The sequence below is a fragment of the Catenulispora sp. GP43 genome, assembly GCF_041260665.1.
Taxonomy (GTDB): Bacteria; Actinomycetota; Actinomycetes; order Streptomycetales; family Catenulisporaceae; genus Catenulispora.
This window is the reverse complement of sequence record NZ_JBGCCT010000001.1, coordinates 146,871-167,718: the sequence shown is the minus strand read 5'-3', so window position 1 is coordinate 167,718 and position 20,848 is coordinate 146,871. Positions and strand designations below refer to the sequence as shown.

Below are 20,848 nucleotides of genomic sequence, written 5' to 3'. Positions count from 1 at the left end.
CTGCGGGCTGCCGGGTGAGCGAACCGCGGGCTGCGGGTCGGGCAGGCCGACCAAGCTGTGAGCCGGTCCGGAGCCGACCCCGCATCTGATCCGGTGATCCGGCCCGCGGGACCGGGCAAACCGCGGCCGCGCCCGGCGGACACCCCCTCGGTGCACCGTGCGCGGCCGGCCTGGATCCGTCAGCCGTCTCCGTCCTTGCGCACCTTGTAATGCAGATGCGTGACCCGGTCGCCCTGCACCACGGTCGTCGGGTCGTCGAGCAGCCGCTGCCCGTCGGCGTAGTCGCCGAAGAACCGCTTCCCGGAGCCGAAGACCACCGGCACCAGCGCCACGTCCAGCTCGTCCACCAGCCCGGCCGCGAAGGCCTGGCCGCCGACGTCGCCGCCGTTGAGGGACACGTCCCGGTCGGGTCCGGCGACCGCCTTGGCCTGCGCGACGGCGCTCGCCACGCCGTCGGTCACGAAGGTGAACGGTGCCGCGTCGAGGAGATCCCAGTCCGTGGGGACGTTGTGCGTCACCACGAAGACCCGGTCGCCGGCCACCGGTACGCCGTTCCAACCGTTGGTGAGGTCGAACAGGCGGCGGCCGATGACCATCGCCCCGATCCGGGACCACTGCGCGTCGAGGTAGCTCGCCGACACCGCCGAGGCCTTGAACGACATGTGCCGGTTCCCGGCGGTGACCGGGGTGTCGCCGTTGAAGTAGAAGTCGTGCAGGGCCCCGACCTGGTCCTGCTCGGTCGCCAGGAACCCGTCCAGCGAGACCGCGTCGGCCATGATGACCTTGCTCATCTCTCACACTCCCGGGGTCAGCAGCTCGGCCAGCCGCGCCATCGACTCCTCGATACCGTGCGCCATCCCGGACGCCAGCGCACCCTCACGGGTCTCCATTGAGGGGAACACCGAGCGCGTCGTCACCCGGGTCCGGCCGTCCACCTCGGAGAACCGGCAGATGTCGAGCTTCACCTCGCCCGGCACGCCCTCGTACTCGAAGGTCTGGATGATCAGCCGGTCGGCCTCCACGGTGTGGAACACCCCGTGGAACCCCGCGCGCCGGTCCCCGAGGTGGCCGCCGTGGTGGATGTACCGGTAGCTGCCGCCGGGGCGCGCGTCGTACTCCTCGATGTCCATCTCCAGGTCGCGCGGGCCCAGCCAGCGCGCGACCAGCTCCGGGTCGGTGTACGCGCGGAACACCTGTGCCGGGGTGGCGTCGAAGTCCCGGGTCACGTCGAGGAACGGGGTGCCCTCGGGGGCCTGGATGGTCGTGGGCTTGGTGCTCATCGTTCTTCCTCCTTCAGGGTTTCCAGAACCGCGTCGAGCTTGCGGAAGCGGCTCTCGGCGGCCAGGCGGTAGCCGTCGATCCAGCTCGTCAGCGCCTCCAGGGCCGCGGGGTCCAGGTGGCAGGGCCGGCGCTGGCCGTCCCGGCTGCGGGTGATCAGGCCCGCGTCCTCCAGGACCCCGATGTGGCGGGAGACCGCCTGCTTGGTGATCGGGAACAGGTCCGCCAGTTCGTTCACGGTGGCCTCGCCGCGGGACAGCCGGGCCACGATCGCGCGCCGCACCGGGTCGCCCAGCGCGGTGAAGGCCCGGTCCAGGGCCGATTCTTCATCAACCATAGTGTTAATCAACCATCTCGTTAATCAACCGATATGTTGACTGTAGGCCGGCGGCTGACCCCCCGTCAATAACCCGGGGAACGCTGATGTGATCCAGGCGCTAGACTGAAGGGTGTCTAGCCAGACGGATGTTCCTGCACGCCCTGCCGCATCGGCACGTCCCGTACCGGTGCGCACTTGTGTGGGTTGCAGGGCAAAAGCGGCGAAGACGGAGCTGCTGCGCGTCGTGGCGGTCGAGGGCGCTGTCGTCCCCGACCTGCGCGGGCGGTCGCCCGGACGTGGAGCCCATCTCCACCCCGATCCGGGATGCCTGGCCCTCGCTGAGAAGCGGCGGGCGTTCCCGCGGGCGCTGCGGGTCGACGGTCCGTTGGAAACAACGGCGGTCCGAGCGTTGTTGGAAGGCAGCTGAAGCGTGACATCCCTGTCCGCGTCAGGTGCGTGGAACAGAGAACCCAGTACTAGTCGGAAGCAGGTCGAGTCAGGCGATGAGCACTCGATGAGCAGCAACACGCGATGAGTACGCCCATGCAGTAACCAGACGGCTTCGCGAACAGACGCGGGCCGAAGAAGGAGTGAAGTGGCCAAGGTCCGGGTCTATGAACTCGCCAAGGAACTCGGAGTGGAGAGCAAGGTCGTGATGGCCAAGCTCCAAGATCTGGGTGAGTTCGTCCGCTCGGCGTCCTCCACCGTAGAGGCGCCGGTCGTCCGTAAACTGATCGACAGCATCCAACAGGGTGAATCCGGCGGCGCCAAGGGCGGCGCCCCGAGGTCGGCTGCCTCCGCGCAGTCCGCACCCGCCGCGAAGACCGCGGCACCCTCGAGCACCCCGCGTCCCGGCGGTGCCCCCAAGCCCGGTCCGCGCCCCGGCCCGGTCGCGCCCAAGCCCGGCCCCGCGGTCCCCGCGCAGGCCCAGGCGGCGGCCGCGGCGGCGAGCCCGGTGGCCGAGACCCCCGCGCCGGCCGCCCCGGAGGCTCCGGCCGCACCGGCCGCACCGGAGGCACCGGCCGCGACCACGCCGGCGGCTCCGTCCCCGGCGCCCGCGCGCCCGGCGAGCCCGAACCGTCCGAACCAGGGCCAGGGCCAGGGTGCCGGCGGGGCGATCCCGCCGCGCCAGTCCCCGGCCGCCGGCGGCAGCATCCCCGGCCGTCCGGGTCCGCGCCCCGGCACCCCCGGTGCCCCGGGCCAGCGTCCCGGCGGCGAGCGCGACCGTGACCGCGGTCAGCGCCCGGCGCCCGGCGGCGCCCGTCCGGGTCCGGCCGGCGCCCAGCGCCCCGGCCAGGGCCAGGGTCAGGGCCAGGGCGGCCGTCCCGGCGCTCCGGCCCCGGGCCCGCGCCCGGCCGGTCCGCGTCCGGGCAACAACCCGTTCACGTCCTCCGGCTCGACCGGCATGCAGCAGCCCCCGCGGCCCGCGCCGCGTCCGGGCCCGCCGGCCGGCGCGACCGGCGGCGGCGAGGCCGGCCCGCGTCCGGGCATGCCGCCGCGTCCCGGCGGCGTCCCCGGCGCCCCGCGTCCGAACCCGGGCATGATGCCCGGCCGCGTCCCCCCGCGTCCCGGCCCCGGCCAGGGCCGTCCCGGCGGTCCGCGCCCCGGCGCCCCGGCCGGCGGTCCCGGCGGCCGTACCGGCGGTCCGCGTCCCGGCGCCCCCGCGGGCGGCGGCGCGCGTCCCGGCGGCGGCGGTGGCGGTGGCGGCGGTTACGGCGCCCCGCGTCCCGGTGGCGGCGCCCCGGGCGGCGGTGGCGGCGGCTACGCCGGCCGTCCCGGCGGCGGTGGCGGCTACGGCCGCGGCGGTCGCGCCGGCGGCGGCGGTACCGCCGGTGCCTTCGGCCGTCCCGGCGGTCGTCCGGGCCGCGGTCGCAAGTCGAAGAAGCAGCGGCGTCAAGAGTTCGACAACATGCAGGCGCCGTCGCTCGGCGGCGCGATGCTCCCTCGCGGCAACGGGCAGACCATCCGCCTGCCCCGCGGCGCCTCGCTGGTCGACTTCGCCGAGCGCATCAACGCCAACCCGGCGTCCCTGGTGCAGGTGATGTTCCACCTCGGCGAGATGGTGACGGCGACGCAGTCGGTCTCCGACGACGTCTTCGAACTGCTCGGCCAGGAGCTCGGCTTCACCGTGCAGATCGTCTCGCCGGAGGAGGAGGACCGCGTCCTGCTGGAGTCCTTCGACATCGACTTCGGTGAGAACGAGGGCGGGGAGGAGGACCTCCGGGTCCGTCCGCCGGTCGTGACCGTCATGGGTCACGTCGACCACGGTAAGACGCGCCTGCTGGACGCCATCCGCAAGACCAACGTCATCGAGGGCGAAGCCGGCGGCATCACCCAGCACATCGGCGCCTACCAGGTGGTCGCCGAGGTCGCGGGCACCGAGCGGGCCATCACCTTCATCGACACCCCGGGCCACGAGGCGTTCACCGCCATGCGGGCCCGCGGTGCCAAGGCGACGGACATCGCGATCCTCGTGGTCGCGGCGGACGACGGCGTCATGCCCCAGACGATCGAGGCGCTGAACCACGCCCAGGCGGCCGACGTGCCGATCGTGGTCGCGGTCAACAAGATCGACAAGGAGGGCGCCGACCCGACGAAGGTGCGCGGCCAGCTCACCGAGTACGGGCTGGTGGCCGAGGAGTACGGCGGCGAGACCATGTTCGTCGACATCTCCGCGCGCGAGGGCCTGAACATCGACCAGCTGCTCGAGGCGGTCGTGCTGACCGCCGACGCATCGCTGGACCTGCGGGCCAACCCGGACATGGACGCCCAGGGCGTGGCGATCGAGGCCAACCTCGACCGCGGCCGCGGCGCCGTGGCCACGGTGCTGGTGCAGCGCGGCACGCTGCGGGTCGGCGACTCCATGGTCGTCGGCGACGCCTACGGCCGGGTGCGCGCCATGTTGGACGAGAACGGCGAGAGCGTCGCCGAGGCCGGGCCCTCGCGTCCGGTCCAGGTGCTCGGTCTCACCAGCGTCCCGGGCGCCGGCGACACCTTCCTGGTGGTCGAGGAGGACCGCGTGGCCCGGCAGATCGCCGAGCGCCGCGCGACCCGCGAGCGGAACGCGGCCATGGCCCGCTCCCGCAAGCGCGTCTCGATCGAGGACTGGGAGAACGTCATCAAGGCCGGCGAGGTCCAGCAGCTCAACATCATCATCAAGGGTGATGGTGCGGGCTCGGTCGAGGCCCTGGAGGACTCGCTGCTCAAGCTGGACGTCGGTGCCGAGGTCGACCTGCGCGTCGTGCACCGCGGCGTCGGTTCCATCACCGAGTCCGATGTGGACCTGGCGATGGCCTCCGACGCGGTCATCCTGGGCTTCAACGTCCGTCCCGACGGCCGCGCGAAGACCAAGGCCGACCGCGAGGGCGTCGAGATCCGCTTCTACTCGGTCATCTACCAGGCGATCGAGGAGATCGAGGCGGCCCTGAAGGGCATGCTCAAGCCGGAGTTCGAGGAGGTGCAGCTCGGTACCGCCGAGATCCGCGCCATCTTCCGCTCCAGCAAGATCGGCAACATCGCCGGCTGTATGGTCCAGGACGGCCTCATCAGGCGGAACTCCAAGGCGCGCCTCATCCGCGGCGGGTCCGTCGTGGCCGACAACCTCACCATCGTGGGGCTGCGGCGCGAGAAGGACGACGCCACCGAGGTCCGCGAGGGCTTCGAGTGCGGTATCAACCTCGGGTCGTACAACGACATCAAGGAAGGCGACATCATCGAGACCTTCGAGATGCGTGAGAAGCCGCGCGTCTAAGAGGTACCGATAATGGGGCGGCCCATCCGGGCCGCCCCAGTTACTCTCTCCATGTAAGCAGTGGAGATCTCATCCCCTGGGCCGGGTTGGCCCTGATGTCCAGTGTTCGTGGGGACTATGACCCTCGACATCCTCCTCGGCGACGTGCACTCGCTGAAGGAGAAGCGCGGGATCGTGAAGCCGATCCTGGCCGAGTTGGACAAGCGCGCCGGAGTCGGCGCGGCTGAAACCGGCTACTTGGACCTCCACCGCCGCGCCGAGATCGGCGTCGCGGTGGTCGCGGCCACCGCCGCACGAGTGAATGAAGTCCTGGACGATCTTGAGGGCGCCGTAGCGTGGCGCCCGGAGATCGAGCTGCTCAGCGTCCGCAGACGGCTGCACAGCGATGAGGACGACTAGGAATCCGAGCTAGAAGGAGTGAGTTCGCATGGCGAACAACGGAACGCGCGCCGCGAAGCTGGCCGACCGGATCCGGGTGATCGTCGCCGAGACCCTCAAAAACCGGATCAAGGACCCCCGGCTCGGATTCGTCACCATCACCGACGTCCGCATCACCGGCGACCTGCGCGACGCGACGGTGTTCTACACCGTCTACGGCAGCGAGGAGGAGCGCGCGGAGTCCACGGCGGCGCTGGAGTCGGCCAAGGGCATCCTGCGCACCGAGGTGGGCCGGCAGACCGGCGTGAAGCACACGCCGTCGCTGACCTTCATCGCCGACGCCATCCCCGAGGGCGCCCGGAACATCGAGGACCTCCTGGCCAAGGTCGCGGTGTCCGACGCCGCTGTCCGGGACGCGGCGGCCACCGCGGCCTACGCCGGCGAGCCGGACCCCTACCGGGCCCCGCGCGCCGACGAGGACTTCGACGACGAGGACGAGGACGCCTGAGCCGGTGGGCAAGCGTACGAAGGCCGACGACGGCCCCGGCGGCCTGGTGATCGTCGACAAGCCGGCCGGCTGGACCTCGCACGACGTGGTGGGCCGGGTGCGCCGACTGGCGCGCACCCGGCGCGTCGGCCACGCCGGCACGCTGGACCCGATGGCCACTGGCGTGCTCGTGGTGGGCGTGGAGAAGACCACGCGGCTGCTGGGCCACCTGGCCCTGACCCGCAAGACCTACCAGACCACCATCCGCCTGGGACAGAGCACGATCACCGACGACGCCGAGGGCGAGGCGACCGGCTCGGCCGACGCCTCGGACGTGTCAGATGACATGATCCGTGGCGCGATCCCGTCGTTCACCGGCGAGATCATGCAGCGTCCGTCGGCGGTGTCGGCGATCAAGGTGGACGGCGTCCGGTCCTACAAGCGGGTCCGCGAGGGCGAGACGGTGGAGCTGGCCGCGCGGCCGGTGACCATCCACCGCTTCGACGTCCTCGCGGTCCGCCGCGAGGGCGCGCTGGTCGACGTGGACGCCGTGGTCGAGTGCTCCTCCGGCACCTACATCCGGGCCCTGGCGCGCGACCTCGGCGCGGCGCTCGGCGTCGGCGGGCATCTCACGATGCTGCGGCGCACCGCGGTCGGTCCGTACGGACTGGCCTTGGCGCACCCGCTGGCCGAGCTGACCGACCTGGTGGACGGCGGCGCGGAGCTGCCGATGGTGCCGCTGGACGCGGCCGCGCGGGCCGCCTTCCCGGCCCGGGACATCGATGCCGAGCAGGCCGGCGCGGTGGCGCACGGCGGCTTCCTGGAAGCCTCCGGACGCCCGGGGGAGCCGGTGGCCGTGTTCGGTCCGGACGGGCGGTTCCTGGCGCTGTACGAGGACCTGCCGGGCGGGAAGAAGGCGAAGCCGGTCGCGGTCTTCGTCTGACCGGCCGGCCCGAAAGTCCTAGGTCGAAGATCCCATCGGATCCGCACCGCCGGACCGATTGCGCGTCGGCGGGCCCCGGATGGCACTCTTGTGTGTCGGCAGACTCTTTCCAACCCCAAGGCAGGCACCCCCGTGGAACGCTGGCACGGCACCGCCGAGGTCCCGCAGGACTTCGGCCCCTCGGTCGTCACGATCGGCGTCTTCGACGGCGTCCACCGCGGCCACCGCGAGGTGGTCCGCACAGCCGTGGCGCGGGGCCGCGCCCTCGGCGTTCCGACCGTCGTGCTCACCTTCGATCCGCACCCCAGCGAGATCGTGCGCCCGGGCAGCCACCCGCCGCTGCTGACCACCCAGCGCCACCGCGCCGAACTGCTCGCCTCCGAGGGCGTGGACGCGGTGCTGGTGCTGCCGTTCAGCCTGGAGGTCTCGCGCTGGGCCCCGGAGGAGTTCATCCGCCTGGTCCTCGTCGAGCACCTGCACGCGCGGGCCGTCGTGGTCGGCGCCAACTTCCGCTTCGGGCACCGGGCCGCCGGCGACGTCACGGCCCTGCAGGAGGCCGGCGGGCGGTACGGCTTCGAGGTGGTCCCGGTGAGCCTGAAGGGCCCGGAGGGCGAGAGCGCCGACAACCGCTTCTCCTCCACCCGGGTGCGTGCCCGGGTCGGCGACGGCGCGGTCGACGAGGCCGAGGTCCTGCTGGGCCGGCCGCACCGGGTCGAGGGCGTGGTCGTGCGCGGCGACCAGCGGGGCCGCGAGCTGGGCTACCCCACCGCGAACGTCGAGACCGTGCCGTTCGCCGCGATCCCGACCGACGGCGTCTACGCGGGCTGGCTGATCACCGACGTCGACAAGCCGGAGAAGTCCGTCCGGCTCCCCGCCGCGATCTCCATCGGGACCAACCCGACCTTCGACGGGGTCGACCGGCGCGTCGAGGCGTACGCGCTGGACCGCGACGACCTCGACCTGTACGGCACGCACGTGGCGGTGGAGTTCACCGCGCGTATCCGGGACACCCTGAAGTTCGACTCGGTCGAGGCCCTGTTGGTCCGGATGGCCGACGACTGCAAGATCGCCCGGGAGATCACCGACGCCGCCTGAGGCGTTCGTCACAGCCGGTGCGGCCCATGTCACGGCCGTCACCGGTGGGAATAGGGCTGTCCCCCACCCGGTTGTACGGCGTGAACCCTCAAGGGTCCGACCACGTTGTCGAGGGGACAGGAATGACTTTGGCACTGAAGCAGCGCCGTCCGGCAGTCAAGATCGATTTGTCGGCGGCGACGCCTTGGATAAGCTCTTCGGGTACCCCCGAGGAGGTGAGGACGGTCGCCGTGACCGCTGACGACGCACGTGGCGAGGCCGTCATCGCCGAGGCCTCCTCACCCGTGGAGCAGGCCGCCGGGCCCGAGGGCGCCGCGGGCCCGCGCGTGGACCCCGGTGAGTCCGAGGACGCCCGCAACGAGCGCTTCGAGCGCGACGCCCTCGTCTACCTGGACCAGCTCTACCCGGCCGCGCTGCGCATGACGCGCAACCCGGCCGACGCCGAGGACCTGATCCAGGAGACCTTCGCCAAGGCGTTCGCCTCCTTCCACCAGTTCCGCGAGGGCACCAACCTCAAGGCCTGGCTGTACCGGATCCTCACCAACACGTTCATCAACAGCTACCGCAAGAAGCAGCGCGAGCCCCAGGTCAGCCCGACCGAGGAGATCGAGGACTGGCAGCTGGCCCGGGCCGAGTCGCACAGCTCGGCGGGTCTGCCCTCGGCCGAGACCGTGGCGCTGGACCACCTGCCCGACTCCGACGTCAAGGAGGCCCTGCAGGCCATCGGCGAGGAGTTCCGCATCGCGGTCTACCTGGCCGACGTCGAGGGCTTCGCCTACAAGGAGATCGCCGACATCATGGGCACGCCGATCGGCACCGTGATGTCCCGGTTGCACCGCGGGCGCCGGCAACTCCGTGCGATGCTTGAGGACTACGCGCGGGAGCGCGGCCTGGTGGCCGCCGCGTCGGAAGGGAACTGAAGCGCCATGAGCTGCGGCCAGCCGCATGAGACGCCGTGCACCGAGGTCCTCGACCATCTCTACGAGTACATCGACAACGAGATGCCCGATGAGGACTGCGCGGCGGTTAAGCGCCACCTGGACGAATGCGCGCCCTGCCTGGAGAAGTACGGGCTGGACGCCATGGTGAAGAAGCTCGTGCAGCGCTGCTGCGGGTGTGACGAGCCGCCGGTCGACCTGCGCGACAAGGTGCTCGCGCGGATCCGGCAGGTGCGCGGCGAGGTCGCTGTCGGCGGCGCGGGGGAGTAGAGACCCGGAATACGGACCAAGGGCGCGCTTTCGGCGCGCCTTTGGTGTGTTCCGGCCGGATCCACTCGATCGAGTGGATCTTTTCTTGACTAGCGGCCGGTTTTCCTCTGTACTCGTACGTGCTTTGATCCATTCCCGCGGTCCAAACAGCCGCGGGCGAGTCATGAAAGACGGTGTTTCGGTATGGTCCATCTCATTGGCGGTGGTCTCTGAGTCGGGCGATCCCGACTCATGCCATTCCACAGGCCGGCGCCGCCCCATGTGCCGGCCTGTGGACCTGCCGGGCGTTTCGTGACAGGGTTTTGCGTTGACCGGTGCTGACGCGCTCCCTGCGCGGACTAGAGGATGACCGATGCCGTTCTCCGTGCGGTGCTACATCTTCGGTTTGGTGGTGGCGGCCGTGACGGTCGTCGCCACGTTGCCGTTGTCGCCTACCCGGCTGTCTCTGCTCCTCGCGCTGTGCGCGCTGGTGATCGCCGCGGAGCGGCTCTCGCGCGTCCAGATCGGCACCTCGGGCTGGACCATGTCGGTCTCCCTGGTCGTCACCCTCATCACTGTGCTGGTTCTGCCGCCCCCCGGGGCCGCGCTGGTCGGCCTGTGCAGCTCGATGCCGATGCCCCGGCAGCCGAGTTGGACCTGGACCAAACAGATCGTCAACTCCGCGCTGTCGAGCCTGGTGCCGGCCTGCGGATCGGCGGTCTGCTACCTGGCGGGCGGCCATCTCCCCGGCCACTTCCTGAACTTCCCGGAGTTCCTGTGGCCGGTCGCCGCCGCGGTCACCACCTGCCTGGTGGTCAACGCCCTGATCCTGGCCGGCTACGTGGGGCTGGCCACGCGCCGCCGCTTCGTGGACGGGCTGCGCGGCGACATCCGCCGCGCGACCATGCCGTACTACTCATCGGCCGTGCTGGCGGCGATCTTCCTGTCGCTGTGGGACGACATCGGCTGGTACACCGCCCCGCTGGTGGTCGTGCCGATGTACATAGCGCACTGGAGCCTGTCGCAGTACGCCAAGGAAGGCGCGGCGCACGAGGGGACGATCGCGGCGCTGGTGCAGGCCGTGGAGATCAAGGACTCCTACACCCGCGGCCACAGCGAGCGCGTCGCCCGCGGCGCGGAGATGCTCGCCGAGCAGCTGAAGATGCCGCAGGACCGCCTGGCGATGCTCCGCTTCGCCGGGCTGCTGCACGACATCGGCAAGCTCGGCGTCCCCACGCGCCTGCTCACCAGCACCGGCGGCCTGACCGAGGAGGAGTTCAAGCTCCTGTGCATGCACCCCAACCACGGGGTGGCGGTGCTGCGCGACATCAGGTTCCTGACCGAGGTCTACGAGGGCGTGCTCTACCACCACGAGCGCCTCGACGGCCGCGGCTACCCGACCGGCAAGTCCGGCGAGGAGATCCCGGAGTTCGCCCGCATCATCGGCGTCGCCGACGCCTTCGACGCGATGACCTCCACCCGCTCCTATCGCGCGGCCCGCTCGGTGAAGGAGGCGGTGGCCGAGCTGCGCCGCGGCGCCGGCACCCAGTTCGACCCGGTACTGGTCCGCGCCTTCGAGGACGCGCTGGAGTTCGCCGACCGCGCCGGCAACCCGTGGGTGCCCACGGAGCTGGTACCCGCCGAGCCCCCGCAGGACGACGGAACGGCCACGGCCGCCTCCAGCCCCTGGCCACTGCCCAAGCGGGTGCCGGGCTTCTCCTTCGCCGACCACGACGACCCCTTCGTCCCGGTGGAGTGGTTCTCGACCTGGTACCCGAGCTGGCTGACGCCCGACGGCGAGCCCGCGCCGGACGCCGACGGGCAGCCGGGCGCGATCCCGGGCCAGCGCGCCGGCGAACCGGGGCCGGCGGCGGCCGACGCCGAAGCGGACTTCGACGACGGCTGGTCGGAGCGGATGCACTCGGCCGTGGTGCGCGAGCCGGGGCCGGAGCCGGACGAGGGCTGGGCTTGGGGCGGGGAACGGGGTGCGGTCGCGGCGGAGGGCGCCGAGGTTGAGCCCGATGGCGAGTCAGGGGCCGGGCACGAGTTCGGGGCCGACCGCGAGTCCGAGCACGAGCTGGGGATCAAGTTCGGGGCCGAGCTTGAGTTCGGGGCTGAGCGCGAGTTCGGGATCGAGTCCGAGTCCGAGCGAGAGTACGCGGCTGAGCGCGAGTCCGGCGCCGAGCACGAGTCCGAGTCCGAGTCCGGGATCGAGTCCGGGATCGAGTCCGAGGCAGATCCTGAGGGTCCAGCCGCGGCCGATCACCTGGCGGCCCGTGAGCCCGGCGCGGATCACCCAGTGGCGCTGGAGCAACCGAAAGAGGCTGTATCCGAGCCCGCCCCCGAACCCGAGGCCGCATCCACCCGCTGGCCGGTGGACCCCGGCCTGAACGGCGATCCGCGCGGCTCCATGCGCGTGCGCACCCCGACCCCGGCCGCCGATCCCGATCCGCGCGGCTCCGGCGGCGTCTCGGCCGCCGACGGCTCCCCGGCTCCGGCCGTCGATCTCGACCTGCGCAAGCCGGCCGCTCGGTGCCAGGAGGTCGCGGGTGCCGCCGTCGGGCCGGCCGGCGAGGCCGAGGACGCCGGGCCCATGCCCAAGGCCCGCGACACAGAGGCCTGGACCCCGTCTCCGGAGCCGTGGGCCGCGCCCGAGCCGCCCGCCGACGTCTCGATGGCCCCGATGGCCCCGATGGCCCCGATGGCCGCGGATACGGCCGACGCCGACGGTCGCTCCGTGCCGTCCGCCGGCCCTTCGTGGTTCTCGCGCGGCGCCGGCGGGTCGTCCCCGATGCTCCACTTCTTCGGCCCCGGCGACAGCAGCCCGTGGCCGCCGCGTGATCCCGAGGCCAAGGACTCCGAGGAGTCCCCGGCATGAACCATGCCAAGCCACCGAGCCACCGGGCCTTCGAAGTCGACAGTGACGCGCAGACGGCGTGGGCGCAGAGCAATCCGCTGCTGATCGTCCTGGCCTGCTTCGTGGCCTTCGCCGCGGTCGCTGCCTGCGCGGTCCACGGCTTCAGCCAGCCCGGCTACGCCCTCGCCTTCGGCGCGATCATCGCCGCCGGCGAGGCGTTCCGGGTGCGGCTGCCCGGCGGGCGCGAGGCGGCGCCGCTGGGGGCGGCCACTGGTCTGGCCTACGCCGTGCTCACCGAGGTCGGCCATCAGCCGGCGCTGCACAACGCGTCGCAGGCGGTCGCGGTGGCGGCATTCGGCTTCCTGGTCGGCTCCGTGCCGCACCTGGCGGTGCGGCGCCCGGCCACCCTGGACTACACCGCCCGCAGGTTCCTGATGGTGGCGCTGACCGCATGGCTGTTCCGGATGTTCTACCTGCGCTGGGTGCTCGGCACCCGGGTCGACGACCCCGGGCTGCTGCACCCGAGCTCGCTGGACCCGACCTTCCTGAGCCGGCACCTGCACAGCCTGGCGGTGGGCTCGGCGACCGCCGGGTTCCTGCTGCTGGCCATCGTCAGCGACGGTGTGGTCGGGTCGATCCTGCAGGCCGGCCAGCACCGGCGGCCGATCCTGGCCGCGGCCCGGGACGAGGCGACCTTCACCACCCGTGTCGGGCTCGCCGTGGTGGCCACCACCCTGCTGGTCTGCCTGGCCTCGCGCACCATGTCGATCTGGGTCCTGCCGGCCCTGTGCCTGCCGCTGGCCTTCACCCAGCTCGCGCTGCGCCGCTACGCGCGGATCAAGGAAGTCCACCTGGAGACGATCAGGGCGCTGTCCCGCATCACCGAGGTGGCCGGCCTGACCCAGCCCGGGCACGCCCGCCGGGTGGCCCGCACCTGCCAGCGCATCGGCCGCGAGCTCGGGCTCAGCGAGGCGCAGCTGCTGGACCTGGAGTACGCCTCGCTGATGCACGACATCGGGCAGCTCTCCGTGGCCGAGCCGGTCCACGGCGGCCGCACCGCCCCGCTGTCCCTGGTGCGCCAGCGCGAGCTGGCCCGGGCCGGCGCCGAGGTGATCCGTCGCGCCGGGGCCCTGGGCAACGCCGCGGACATCGTCGAGCACCACCCCGACCCGTTCGGTGCCGCGGGCCCGCTGCCCAGCCGCATACTGCGGGTCGCCAACGACTACGACGACCTCGCCGGCGCGCAGCCGGAGTCGGCCGAGCGCACCGAGGCGCTGCGCCACATCCGGCTCGGGCTGGCGGTGCACTACGACCCGGCGGTGGTGGAGTCGCTGAGCCGGATGGTCGGGGAGTGAGTCCCACCCCTGCGCGGGCATGTACGGGGTGCGGCGTGATTGGATGCGCTCGTACATCGTTAGCTTGTGACTGCGAGGGAGCATCGAACGTGGCCGAGGAAGTCCGCGCCGAGATGGTGGCCAACGTGTGGAAGATCGTGGTCGCCGAGGGCGACGACGTCGAGGACGGCGACACGATCGTGATCCTCGAGTCGATGAAGATGGAGATCCCGGTCCTGGCCGAGGTCTCGGGCAAGGTGTCGCGCCTGGGCGTGGCCGAGGGCGATGTGGTGCAGGAAGGCGACCTCATCGCGGTGATCGGCTGAGTTCTCAGCCCGCTCATGACGAAGCGCGCCGCCGGATCCTCCGGCCGGCGCGCTTCTGCGTTTCCTCAGCTCGTGACGGTCCCGTGCTCGACGCAGCGCGCCGACCACCCGGTGGGCACGACCTGCACCACCATCCGCCGCCGGCAGTGCCCGCAGTACCGCGGCGGCTCCAGCTCCGCCCGGGCCGCGCACCGCTCGTGGCCGGTCGCCGCCGTCGGCTCGCCGCACTGCCCGCAGAAATCCATGCAGGCAAGGTAACGCCCGCCCGTCTCCCACCGCCACCCGTCATGGAGACGCTTTGCGTCGCTGTGTCCAATGGCTCCGAACAGGTGACGCGGCTTGGCGTCACGGAACACCGTTCCACTACCCTGCGTGATCAGTTGACGACGATGTCCGTCCGCAGGAGGCCGTGCCGTGCACCCGACCGTGACCACCGCGATGGACCCGGTACTGGTGGCGCGCTGGCAGTTCGCGAGCACCACGGTCTACCACTTCCTGTTCGTCCCGCTGACGATCGGCACGGCGTTCCTGGTCGCCGGCTTCCAGACGGCCTGGCACCGCACCGGCAAGGAGCAGTACTACCGGGCCACGAAGTTCTGGGGCCGGCTGTTCCTGATCAACTTCGCGCTGGGCCTGGTCACCGGGCTCGTGCAGGAGTTCCAGTTCGGCATGAACTGGTCGGAGTACTCCCGCTTCGTCGGCGACATCTTCGGCTCGCCGCTGGCCATCGAGGCGCTGCTGGCGTTCTTCCTGGAGTCCACGTTCCTGGGCCTGTGGATCTTCGGCTGGGAGCGCCTGCCCCGCGGCGTGCACCTGGCCTGCATCTGGATCGCCGCGTTCGGCACCATGGCCAGCGCCTACTTCATCCTGGCGGCCAACTCCTTCATGCAGCACCCGGTCGGCTACACCTTCAACGAGCTGAAGGGCCGCTTGGAGCTCACCGACTTCTGGGCCGTGATCACCCAGCGGACCACGGTCATCACCTTCCTGCACGTGATCACCGCCTGCTTCCTGTGCGCCGGCGCGGCGCTGGTCGGCATCTCCTGCTACCACCTGCGCAAGAAGCAGCAGCCCGCGGTCTTCCGGCCCGCGCTGCTGGTCGGGCTCTGGGCCCTGCTGATCGCCGGCGTCGGGGTCGCGCTGACCGGGGACCAGCAGGGCAAGGTGATGTTCGAGCAACAGCCGATGAAGATGGCCTCGGCCGAGGCGCTGTGGGACACCCAGGGTCCGGCGCCGTTCTCCCTGTTCGCCATCGGCAACGTGGAGAAGGGCCGCAACTCGGTCGAGATCCAGATCCCGCGCCTGCTGTCCTTCCTGGCCCACGGCAACTTCCACGACCCGGTCCCCGGCATCAACCAGACCAACGCCGCCGAGCAGGCCAAGTACGGGCCCGGTGACTACCGGCCGTGGATCCCCATGGCGTACTGGTCGTTCCGCTGGATGATCGGCTTCGGGATGTTCTCGGTCCTGGTGGCGCTGTTCGGGCTCTGGTTCACCCGCCGGGGCCGGACGCCCTCGGGCCGCTGGGGCGCCTGGTTCTGGCGCTTCGGCCTGTGGACCCTGGTCTTCCCGGTGATCGGCTCGGCCTGGGGCTGGATCTTCACCGAGACCGGACGCCAGCCCTGGATCGTCTACGGCCTGATGCGCACCCGCGACGGCGTCTCGCCGGCGGTGCCGGCCGGCCGCGTGCTCACCTCGCTGATCCTGTTCGCGGCGCTCTACGCGGTGCTGGCGGTGGTCGAGGTCGGCCTGTGCGTCAAGTACGCCCGCGCCGGAGCCCACGACGTCGCCCCGACGGCCGCGCCGGCGGACGCCGACGGTGACGACGACCAGCCCCTGGCGTTCGCGTACTGAGCTTCGCGCACTGATGCACTGAGCACTGAGCACTGAGAGGCGGGACGGCGTGAGCCTGGTGAACTTCTGGTACCTGCTGATCGCGGTCCTGTGGATCGGCTACTTCTTCCTGGAGGGCTTCGACTTCGGGGTCGGGATCCTGACCCGGGTGCTGGCCCGCGACGAGACCGAGCGCCGGGTCCTGATCAACACCATCGGACCGGTCTGGGACGGCAACGAGGTGTGGGTGATCACGGCCATCGGCGCCACCTTCGCGGCCTTCCCCAACTGGTACGCCACCCTGCTGTCCGGGTTCTACGTGCCGCTGCTGCTGGTGCTGCTGGCCCTGATCGTGCGCAACGTCGCCTTCGAGTACCGGGGCAAGAGCGACGCCCGGCACCGCGTGTGGTGGGACTGGTGCATCTTCCTCGGCTCGCTGTTGCCGCCGCTGCTGTGGGGCCTGGTCTTCGGCTGCATGTTCTCCGGCACCCCCATCGGCGCCGACATGAACTTCCACGGCCGGATGTCGGACTTCCTCACCACCTTCGACGGCATCGTCGGGGCCCTGGCCTTCCTGGTCCTGTTCCTCACCCACGGCGCCGTCTACACCACGCTGAAGACCCGCGGCCCGATCCGCGACGGCGCGCGGCGCATCGCGGTGCCGGGCACGCTGGTGAGCGTGGTGCTGGTCGGCGTGCTGCTGGGCCGGGTGAACAACCGCTGGGGCGGGCCGCTGTCCTGGACGGTGGCGGTGGTGCCGCTGGTGGCGCTGCTGGTGTGCGCGGCGATGGTGCGGGCCGGGCGGGACGGCTGGGCTTTCGTGCTGTCGGGGGCGGCGGTGGCGTCGATGGTGGCGTCGATGTTCATCGCGCTGTTCCCGATCGTGATGCCCTCCTCGCTGAACCCGCAGTGGTCGCTGACGGTGCACTCGGCGGCGTCGTCGCACTACACGCTGACGGTGATGAGCGTGGTGGCGTGCGTGTTCACCCCGCTGGTGCTGCTGTACCAGTCCTGGACGTACTGGGTGTTCCGCAAGCGGATCGGGGTTCGGAACATCCCGGCGGCGCACTGATGGCGCCGAGCGTTACGGCGGGGTGCTGATGCTCGACCGGCGGTTGGCGCCGCATGCCGGCGCGGTACGTCCGTGGATGGTGCTGTGCGCGGCCCTCGGCACGCTGTCGGCGCTGTCGGTGATCGGCCAGGCGTGGGCGCTGGCCTCGCTGATCGCGGCCGGCTTCCGGTACCGGCCGGCCGTCACGGCGCCGGCGGTCCGGCCGTGGCTGGCGCTACTGGCCTTCAGCGCCGGGGCCCGGGCGGCGATCGCGTGGGCGACGGAGGCGGCGGCGTTCCGGGCGGCGGCGTCGGTGAAGTCCGCGCTGCGCGGCCGCCTGGCCGCCGCCTTCCTGGCACCGGGCCCGCGCCGGCCGGCCGCCCGCAAGACCGCCGCGCTGGTGACGCTGGCGACCCGCGGCGTGGACGGCCTGGACGGCTACTTCGCACGCTATCTGCCGCAACTGGTGCTGTCGGCGACGGTCCCGGCGGCGATCCTGGCGGTGCTGTTCACCGCGGACTGGGAGTCGGGGCTCATCGTCGCGGTGACGCTGCCGCTGATCCCGCTGTTCCTGTGGCTGGTCGGCATGGCCACGCGCACCCACGTGGAGCGCCGCCGCCGGGCCCTGGACGTGCTGGCCGGCCACTTCCTGGACGTGGTCGCGGGCCTGCCGGACCTGCTGGTCTTCGGCCGGGCCCGGGCCCAGGCGGCCGCGATCCGGCGCGCGACGGAAGAGGACCGCGCGGCGACGCTGCGGACGCTGCGGCTGGCGTTCCTGTCCTCGCTGGTGCTGGAGCTGGCGTCGACGATCGCGGTGGCGATGGCCGCGGTCGGCGTGGGCCTGCGCCTGGTCGCCGGGACGCTGGACCTGCGCACGGGGCTGCTGGTGCTGATCCTGGCGCCGGAGGCGTATTGGCCGCTGAGGCAGGTGGGGGCGTTCTACCACGCGAGCGCGGAGGGGAAGGCGGCCGCGGCGGAGGTCTTGGAGGTCCTGGAGGCGGTGCCGCCGGTCCCGAGCCCGCGGGTCTCGACGCCCTCCGCCGGCATTGAGATCAAGGGATTGACGGTCCGGTACCCGGGCCGCACGGAGCCGGCCTTGTCGGACTTCTCACTGACGGTGGCGCCGGGGGAGTGCGTGGCGCTGGTCGGAGCGTCGGGCGCGGGCAAGTCGACGGTGCTGAAGGCCCTGCTGGGCTTCGTGGAGGCGGAGTCGGGGACGGCGGCGGCCGGCGCGCCGGCGGCGTGGCTGCCGCAGCACCCGTACCTGTTCGCGGGGACGGTGGCGGAGAACGTGCGCCTGGCCCGCCCGGACGCACCGGACGCGGCGGTCTGGGCGGCCCTGCGAGCGGCGGCGGCATCGGACTTCGTCGCGGCGCTCCCCGGAGGGCTGTCAGCCCGCGTCGGCGAAGGCGGCCACGGCCTGTCGGCGGGCCAGCGCCAGCGCCTCGGCATCGCCCGGGCCTTCCTGGCCGACCGCCCGGTGGTGCTGCTCGACGAGCCCACGGCGTCGCTGGACGCCGCCGTCGAAGCCGAGGTGGTGGCCGGCATCCGCCGCCTGACCGCCGGCCGAACCGCGCTCGTGGTGGCGCACCGCGCGGCGCTGTTGGAGGTGGCGGATCGGGTGGTGGTGGTCGGGCGGTCGGGGCACTCGGCGGGGGTGGGCGATCGCGATCCGGAAGAGACCCCGCCCACCCAGGGGGCACACCGCCTTAAAAACAACAATCTTGACAATTCTGCGCCCTGTCAAGGTCCTGTCGAGGAAGTCCGGGTTCGGATTCGGCCGGATGAGCGAACGGCTTCCGCGGGCGACCCCGACCGCCCCGCCGCCGAGGGCAACAGCGCCGCCCCCGCCGCCGACCATGCCGCCGCCGACCATGCCACCGCCGACCGCCACCCCACCGCCCGCCTCGCCCTCGCCGCGGCCCTCGGCGCCGCCGCCTTCGCCGCCGCGACCGGACTGGCGGCCACCTCGGCATGGCTCATCTCGCGGGCGGCGCAGCGTCCGCCGATCTTCGACCTGATGATCGCCATCACCGCGGTCCGGGCCCTCGGCATCGGCCGCGCCGTGTTCCGCTACGCCGAACGCCTCGTCGCGCACGATGCCGCCTTCCGCATCCTGGCCACCCTCCGTGCGCGCACCTACGACCGCCTCTGCCGCCAGGCGCCCGGGCGACGGCGCGGCGAACTGCTGGCCCGCTTCGTCGCCGACGTCGACGCGGTCCAGGACCGCTACGTCCGCTTCGTGATCCCGGCGGCCGCGGCGGCGGTGGTCGGCAGCCTCGGCGTCGCGGCGCTGGCGGCGGTGCTGCCGAGCGTCGCGGCGGTCACAGCACTCGGCCTGCTCGCCACCGGCGTCGCGATCCCGCTCGCGGCCTCCCGCACCTCCGCCAAGGCTGACCGACACCTCGCCCCCGCCAGAGGCCGTCTCGCCACCGAGCTCCACGACCTGCTGCGCGGCGCCCCCGACCTGATCGCCGCCGACGCCACCGGGCCCCGCCTGGCCCGCGTCCGGGCCGCCGACCGCGCCGTCACCGACGCCGAACGCCGCTCAGCCGCCGCCCGGGGCCTCGGCGCGGCGCTCACGATCCTCGCGACCGGCGCGACGGTCTGGGCCGCCGCCTACGCGGGGCTGGAGGCGCTGCACGGGGGCGGGTCCGCGCGCCACCTCCCCGCCACCCTCCTGGCCGTCCTCACGCTCACCCCGCTGGCCCTCCTCGAAGCCACCGCAGCCCTCCCTCAGGCCCTCCAGCACCTCCGTCGCGCCCGAGCCGCCGAGCACCGCGTCCGCGAAGTCCTGGCCGCGCCCGACGCCGTCCGTGAGCCCGCAGCCCCGTGCGAGCTCCCGTCCGACCATGCCCTCCGCGTCCGCGACCTCCGCGTCACCTGGCCCGGCCGCGCCGAGCCCGCCCTGCGCGGCCTCGACCTCGACCTCGCGCCCGGCCGCAAGGTCGCCGTCGTCGGACCCAGCGGATCGGGCAAGACGACCCTCATCAGCGCCCTGCTCCGCTTCGTCGATCCCGCGTCCCCGGGTGCCATCGCCCTCGGCGGGGTCCCGGTCACCGACCTGCGCTCCGAGGACGTGCGCCGCGTTGTCGGCCTGTGCGCGCAGGACGCCCACGTCTTCGACAGCACCCTGCGTGAGAACCTCCGCCTGGCGCGTCCGCACGCCATCGAAGCAGACCTCGAGGACGCCCTCGCCCAAGCCCGCCTCGCCGACTGGGTCCGCACCCTGCCCGCCGGCCTGGACACCTTCGTCGGCGAGCACGGCGCGCGCCTGTCCGGCGGCCAGCACCGCCGGCTGGCGCTGGCCCGGGCGCTGCTGGCCGACTTCCCGGTCCTGCTCCTGGACGAGCCCACCGAGCATCTCGACCCGGCCACCGCCGACGCCCTGATGCGCGATCTCCTCGCGTTGCCGAAGACCCTGCTCCTGGTCACCCACCGGCTGGGCGGGCTGGAGGCGGTCGACGAGATCGTCGTGCTCGACGGCGGCCGCGTGGTCGAGCGCGGCACGTGGGCCGAGCTGATGCGCAAGCAGGGCGTCTTCCACAGCCTGTGTAGGGTCTACGCGTGACCGAAGCCCACGTCCCCGCCGAAGGCGCCCCCGTCCGGGCGCAGATCACCCTGAACGTCACCGACGCCGACACCGCGCAGGCCGTCGGCTCCGGCGACCTCCCGGTCCTCGGCACGCCGCGCCTCGTGGCCCTGGCCGAGCAGGCGACGGTGGCGGCAGCCCAGCCGCTGCTGGCCGAGGGCCAGACCACGGTCGGCACGCGCATCCGCTTCGACCACGTCTACCCGACCCCGGTCGGCGGCAGCGTCACCGCCGCCGCCGAGCTCGCGCACCGCGACGACCGGCTCCTGCGCTTCTCCATCGCCGCCCACGACGCCCAGGGCCGCCTGGTCGGCGAGGGCGAGATCACCCGGGTCATCGTCAACGCCGAGCGGTTCATGGCGAAGCTCTGACCCCGCAGACCCAGACCCCGCAGACCCAGACTCCATGAATTCAGAG

Annotated in this window: 19 protein-coding genes and 1 pseudogene; 16 read left to right on the top strand and 4 right to left on the bottom strand. The window is 72.4% G+C overall.

Features of this window, described 5'->3' with window-relative positions; all coding sequences use genetic code 11:
• Window positions 1-179 precede the first annotated feature (179 nt).
• The 3 genes from ABH926_RS00770 to ABH926_RS00760 are packed head-to-tail and all read right to left on the bottom strand — an operon-like array spanning window position 180 to window position 1,615.
• Window positions 180-791 (bottom strand): dihydrofolate reductase family protein, encoded by a 612-nt coding sequence (locus tag ABH926_RS00770; protein ID WP_370363255.1) that lies wholly within the window; start codon window positions 789-791, stop codon window positions 180-182.
• Window positions 792-794: 3 nt separating this feature from the next.
• Entirely contained in the window at window positions 795-1,280 is a 486-nt protein-coding gene (locus ABH926_RS00765; protein ID WP_370363254.1) for an SRPBCC family protein, read from the bottom strand.
• Entirely contained in the window at window positions 1,277-1,615 is a 339-nt protein-coding gene (locus ABH926_RS00760; protein ID WP_370363253.1) for an ArsR/SmtB family transcription factor, read from the bottom strand. The genes ABH926_RS00765 and ABH926_RS00760 overlap by 4 nt, the downstream gene beginning before the upstream one ends.
• A gap of 112 nt (window positions 1,616-1,727) precedes the next feature.
• Between ABH926_RS00760 and ABH926_RS00755 the strand changes: the two genes are divergently transcribed.
• From ABH926_RS00755 to ABH926_RS00700, 12 genes and pseudogenes are all read left to right on the top strand, one after another.
• Window positions 1,728-2,024 (top strand): YlxR family protein, encoded by a 297-nt coding sequence (locus ABH926_RS00755; RefSeq protein ID WP_370363252.1) that lies wholly within the window; start codon window positions 1,728-1,730, stop codon window positions 2,022-2,024.
• A gap of 168 nt (window positions 2,025-2,192) precedes the next feature.
• Window positions 2,193-2,330: pseudogene (locus ABH926_RS00750) on the top strand (translation initiation factor IF-2 N-terminal domain-containing protein); the annotation flags it as partial.
• Window positions 2,328-5,348, top strand: a complete 3,021-nt coding sequence (infB, locus tag ABH926_RS00745; protein ID WP_370363803.1) for a translation initiation factor IF-2 — start codon at window positions 2,328-2,330, stop codon at window positions 5,346-5,348. The pseudogene ABH926_RS00750 and the gene infB, both read left to right, overlap by 3 nt.
• A gap of 102 nt (window positions 5,349-5,450) precedes the next feature.
• On the top strand, window positions 5,451-5,747 hold the full coding sequence (locus ABH926_RS00740) for a DUF503 domain-containing protein (RefSeq protein WP_370346972.1): 297 nt from the start codon (window positions 5,451-5,453) through the stop codon (window positions 5,745-5,747).
• 28 nt (window positions 5,748-5,775) lie between these two features.
• Window positions 5,776-6,234: a 30S ribosome-binding factor RbfA gene (gene rbfA / locus ABH926_RS00735; protein ID WP_370363251.1), complete on the top strand. Its 459-nt coding sequence runs from the start codon at window positions 5,776-5,778 to the stop codon at window positions 6,232-6,234.
• 4 nt (window positions 6,235-6,238) lie between these two features.
• Window positions 6,239-7,156, top strand: a complete 918-nt coding sequence (gene truB / locus ABH926_RS00730) for a tRNA pseudouridine(55) synthase TruB (protein ID WP_370363250.1) — start codon at window positions 6,239-6,241, stop codon at window positions 7,154-7,156.
• 132 nt (window positions 7,157-7,288) lie between these two features.
• Window positions 7,289-8,251, top strand: a complete 963-nt coding sequence (locus ABH926_RS00725) for a bifunctional riboflavin kinase/FAD synthetase (protein ID WP_370363249.1) — start codon at window positions 7,289-7,291, stop codon at window positions 8,249-8,251.
• Window positions 8,252-8,373: 122 nt separating this feature from the next.
• Window positions 8,374-9,171 carry a sigma-70 family RNA polymerase sigma factor gene (locus ABH926_RS00720; protein ID WP_370363248.1) on the top strand — a complete coding sequence of 266 codons (798 nt, stop codon included), beginning with the start codon at window positions 8,374-8,376 and terminating at the stop codon, window positions 9,169-9,171.
• Between the two features lie 6 nt (window positions 9,172-9,177).
• Complete coding sequence (gene rsrA, locus ABH926_RS00715) at window positions 9,178-9,459, top strand: mycothiol system anti-sigma-R factor (RefSeq protein WP_370338242.1); 282 nt, start codon at window positions 9,178-9,180, stop codon at window positions 9,457-9,459.
• Between the two features lie 352 nt (window positions 9,460-9,811).
• Window positions 9,812-12,316, top strand: coding sequence for an HD domain-containing phosphohydrolase (locus tag ABH926_RS00710; RefSeq protein WP_370363247.1), 2,505 nt, complete (start codon window positions 9,812-9,814; stop codon window positions 12,314-12,316).
• The gene (locus tag ABH926_RS00705; RefSeq protein WP_370363246.1) at window positions 12,313-13,650 is read left to right on the top strand and encodes an HD-GYP domain-containing protein; all 1,338 of its coding nucleotides are present in this window, start codon (window positions 12,313-12,315) and stop codon (window positions 13,648-13,650) included. The genes ABH926_RS00710 and ABH926_RS00705 overlap by 4 nt, the downstream gene beginning before the upstream one ends.
• Window positions 13,651-13,739: 89 nt before the next feature.
• Window positions 13,740-13,955, top strand: coding sequence for a biotin/lipoyl-binding carrier protein (locus ABH926_RS00700; protein WP_370338249.1), 216 nt, complete (start codon window positions 13,740-13,742; stop codon window positions 13,953-13,955).
• 65 nt (window positions 13,956-14,020) lie between these two features.
• On the opposite strand, the gene ABH926_RS00695 is transcribed toward ABH926_RS00700, so the two are convergent.
• The gene (locus ABH926_RS00695) at window positions 14,021-14,200 is read right to left on the bottom strand and encodes a hypothetical protein (protein WP_370346958.1); all 180 of its coding nucleotides are present in this window, start codon (window positions 14,198-14,200) and stop codon (window positions 14,021-14,023) included.
• A gap of 181 nt (window positions 14,201-14,381) precedes the next feature.
• On the opposite strand from ABH926_RS00695, the gene ABH926_RS00690 reads away from it, so the two are divergent.
• The 4 genes from ABH926_RS00690 to ABH926_RS00675 are packed head-to-tail and all read left to right on the top strand — an operon-like array spanning window position 14,382 to window position 20,802.
• Window positions 14,382-15,809, top strand: coding sequence for a cytochrome ubiquinol oxidase subunit I (locus ABH926_RS00690; RefSeq protein ID WP_370363802.1), 1,428 nt, complete (start codon window positions 14,382-14,384; stop codon window positions 15,807-15,809).
• A 49-nt stretch (window positions 15,810-15,858) separates the two neighbouring features.
• Complete coding sequence (cydB, locus tag ABH926_RS00685; protein ID WP_370363245.1) at window positions 15,859-16,860, top strand: cytochrome d ubiquinol oxidase subunit II; 1,002 nt, start codon at window positions 15,859-15,861, stop codon at window positions 16,858-16,860.
• 28 nt (window positions 16,861-16,888) lie between these two features.
• On the top strand, window positions 16,889-20,410 hold the full coding sequence (gene cydD / locus ABH926_RS00680) for a thiol reductant ABC exporter subunit CydD (protein WP_370363244.1): 3,522 nt from the start codon (window positions 16,889-16,891) through the stop codon (window positions 20,408-20,410).
• On the top strand, window positions 20,407-20,802 hold the full coding sequence (locus ABH926_RS00675) for a thioesterase family protein (protein WP_370363243.1): 396 nt from the start codon (window positions 20,407-20,409) through the stop codon (window positions 20,800-20,802). Before cydD ends, ABH926_RS00675 begins: the two co-directional genes overlap by 4 nt.
• The last annotated feature ends 46 nt before the right edge of the window (window positions 20,803-20,848 follow it).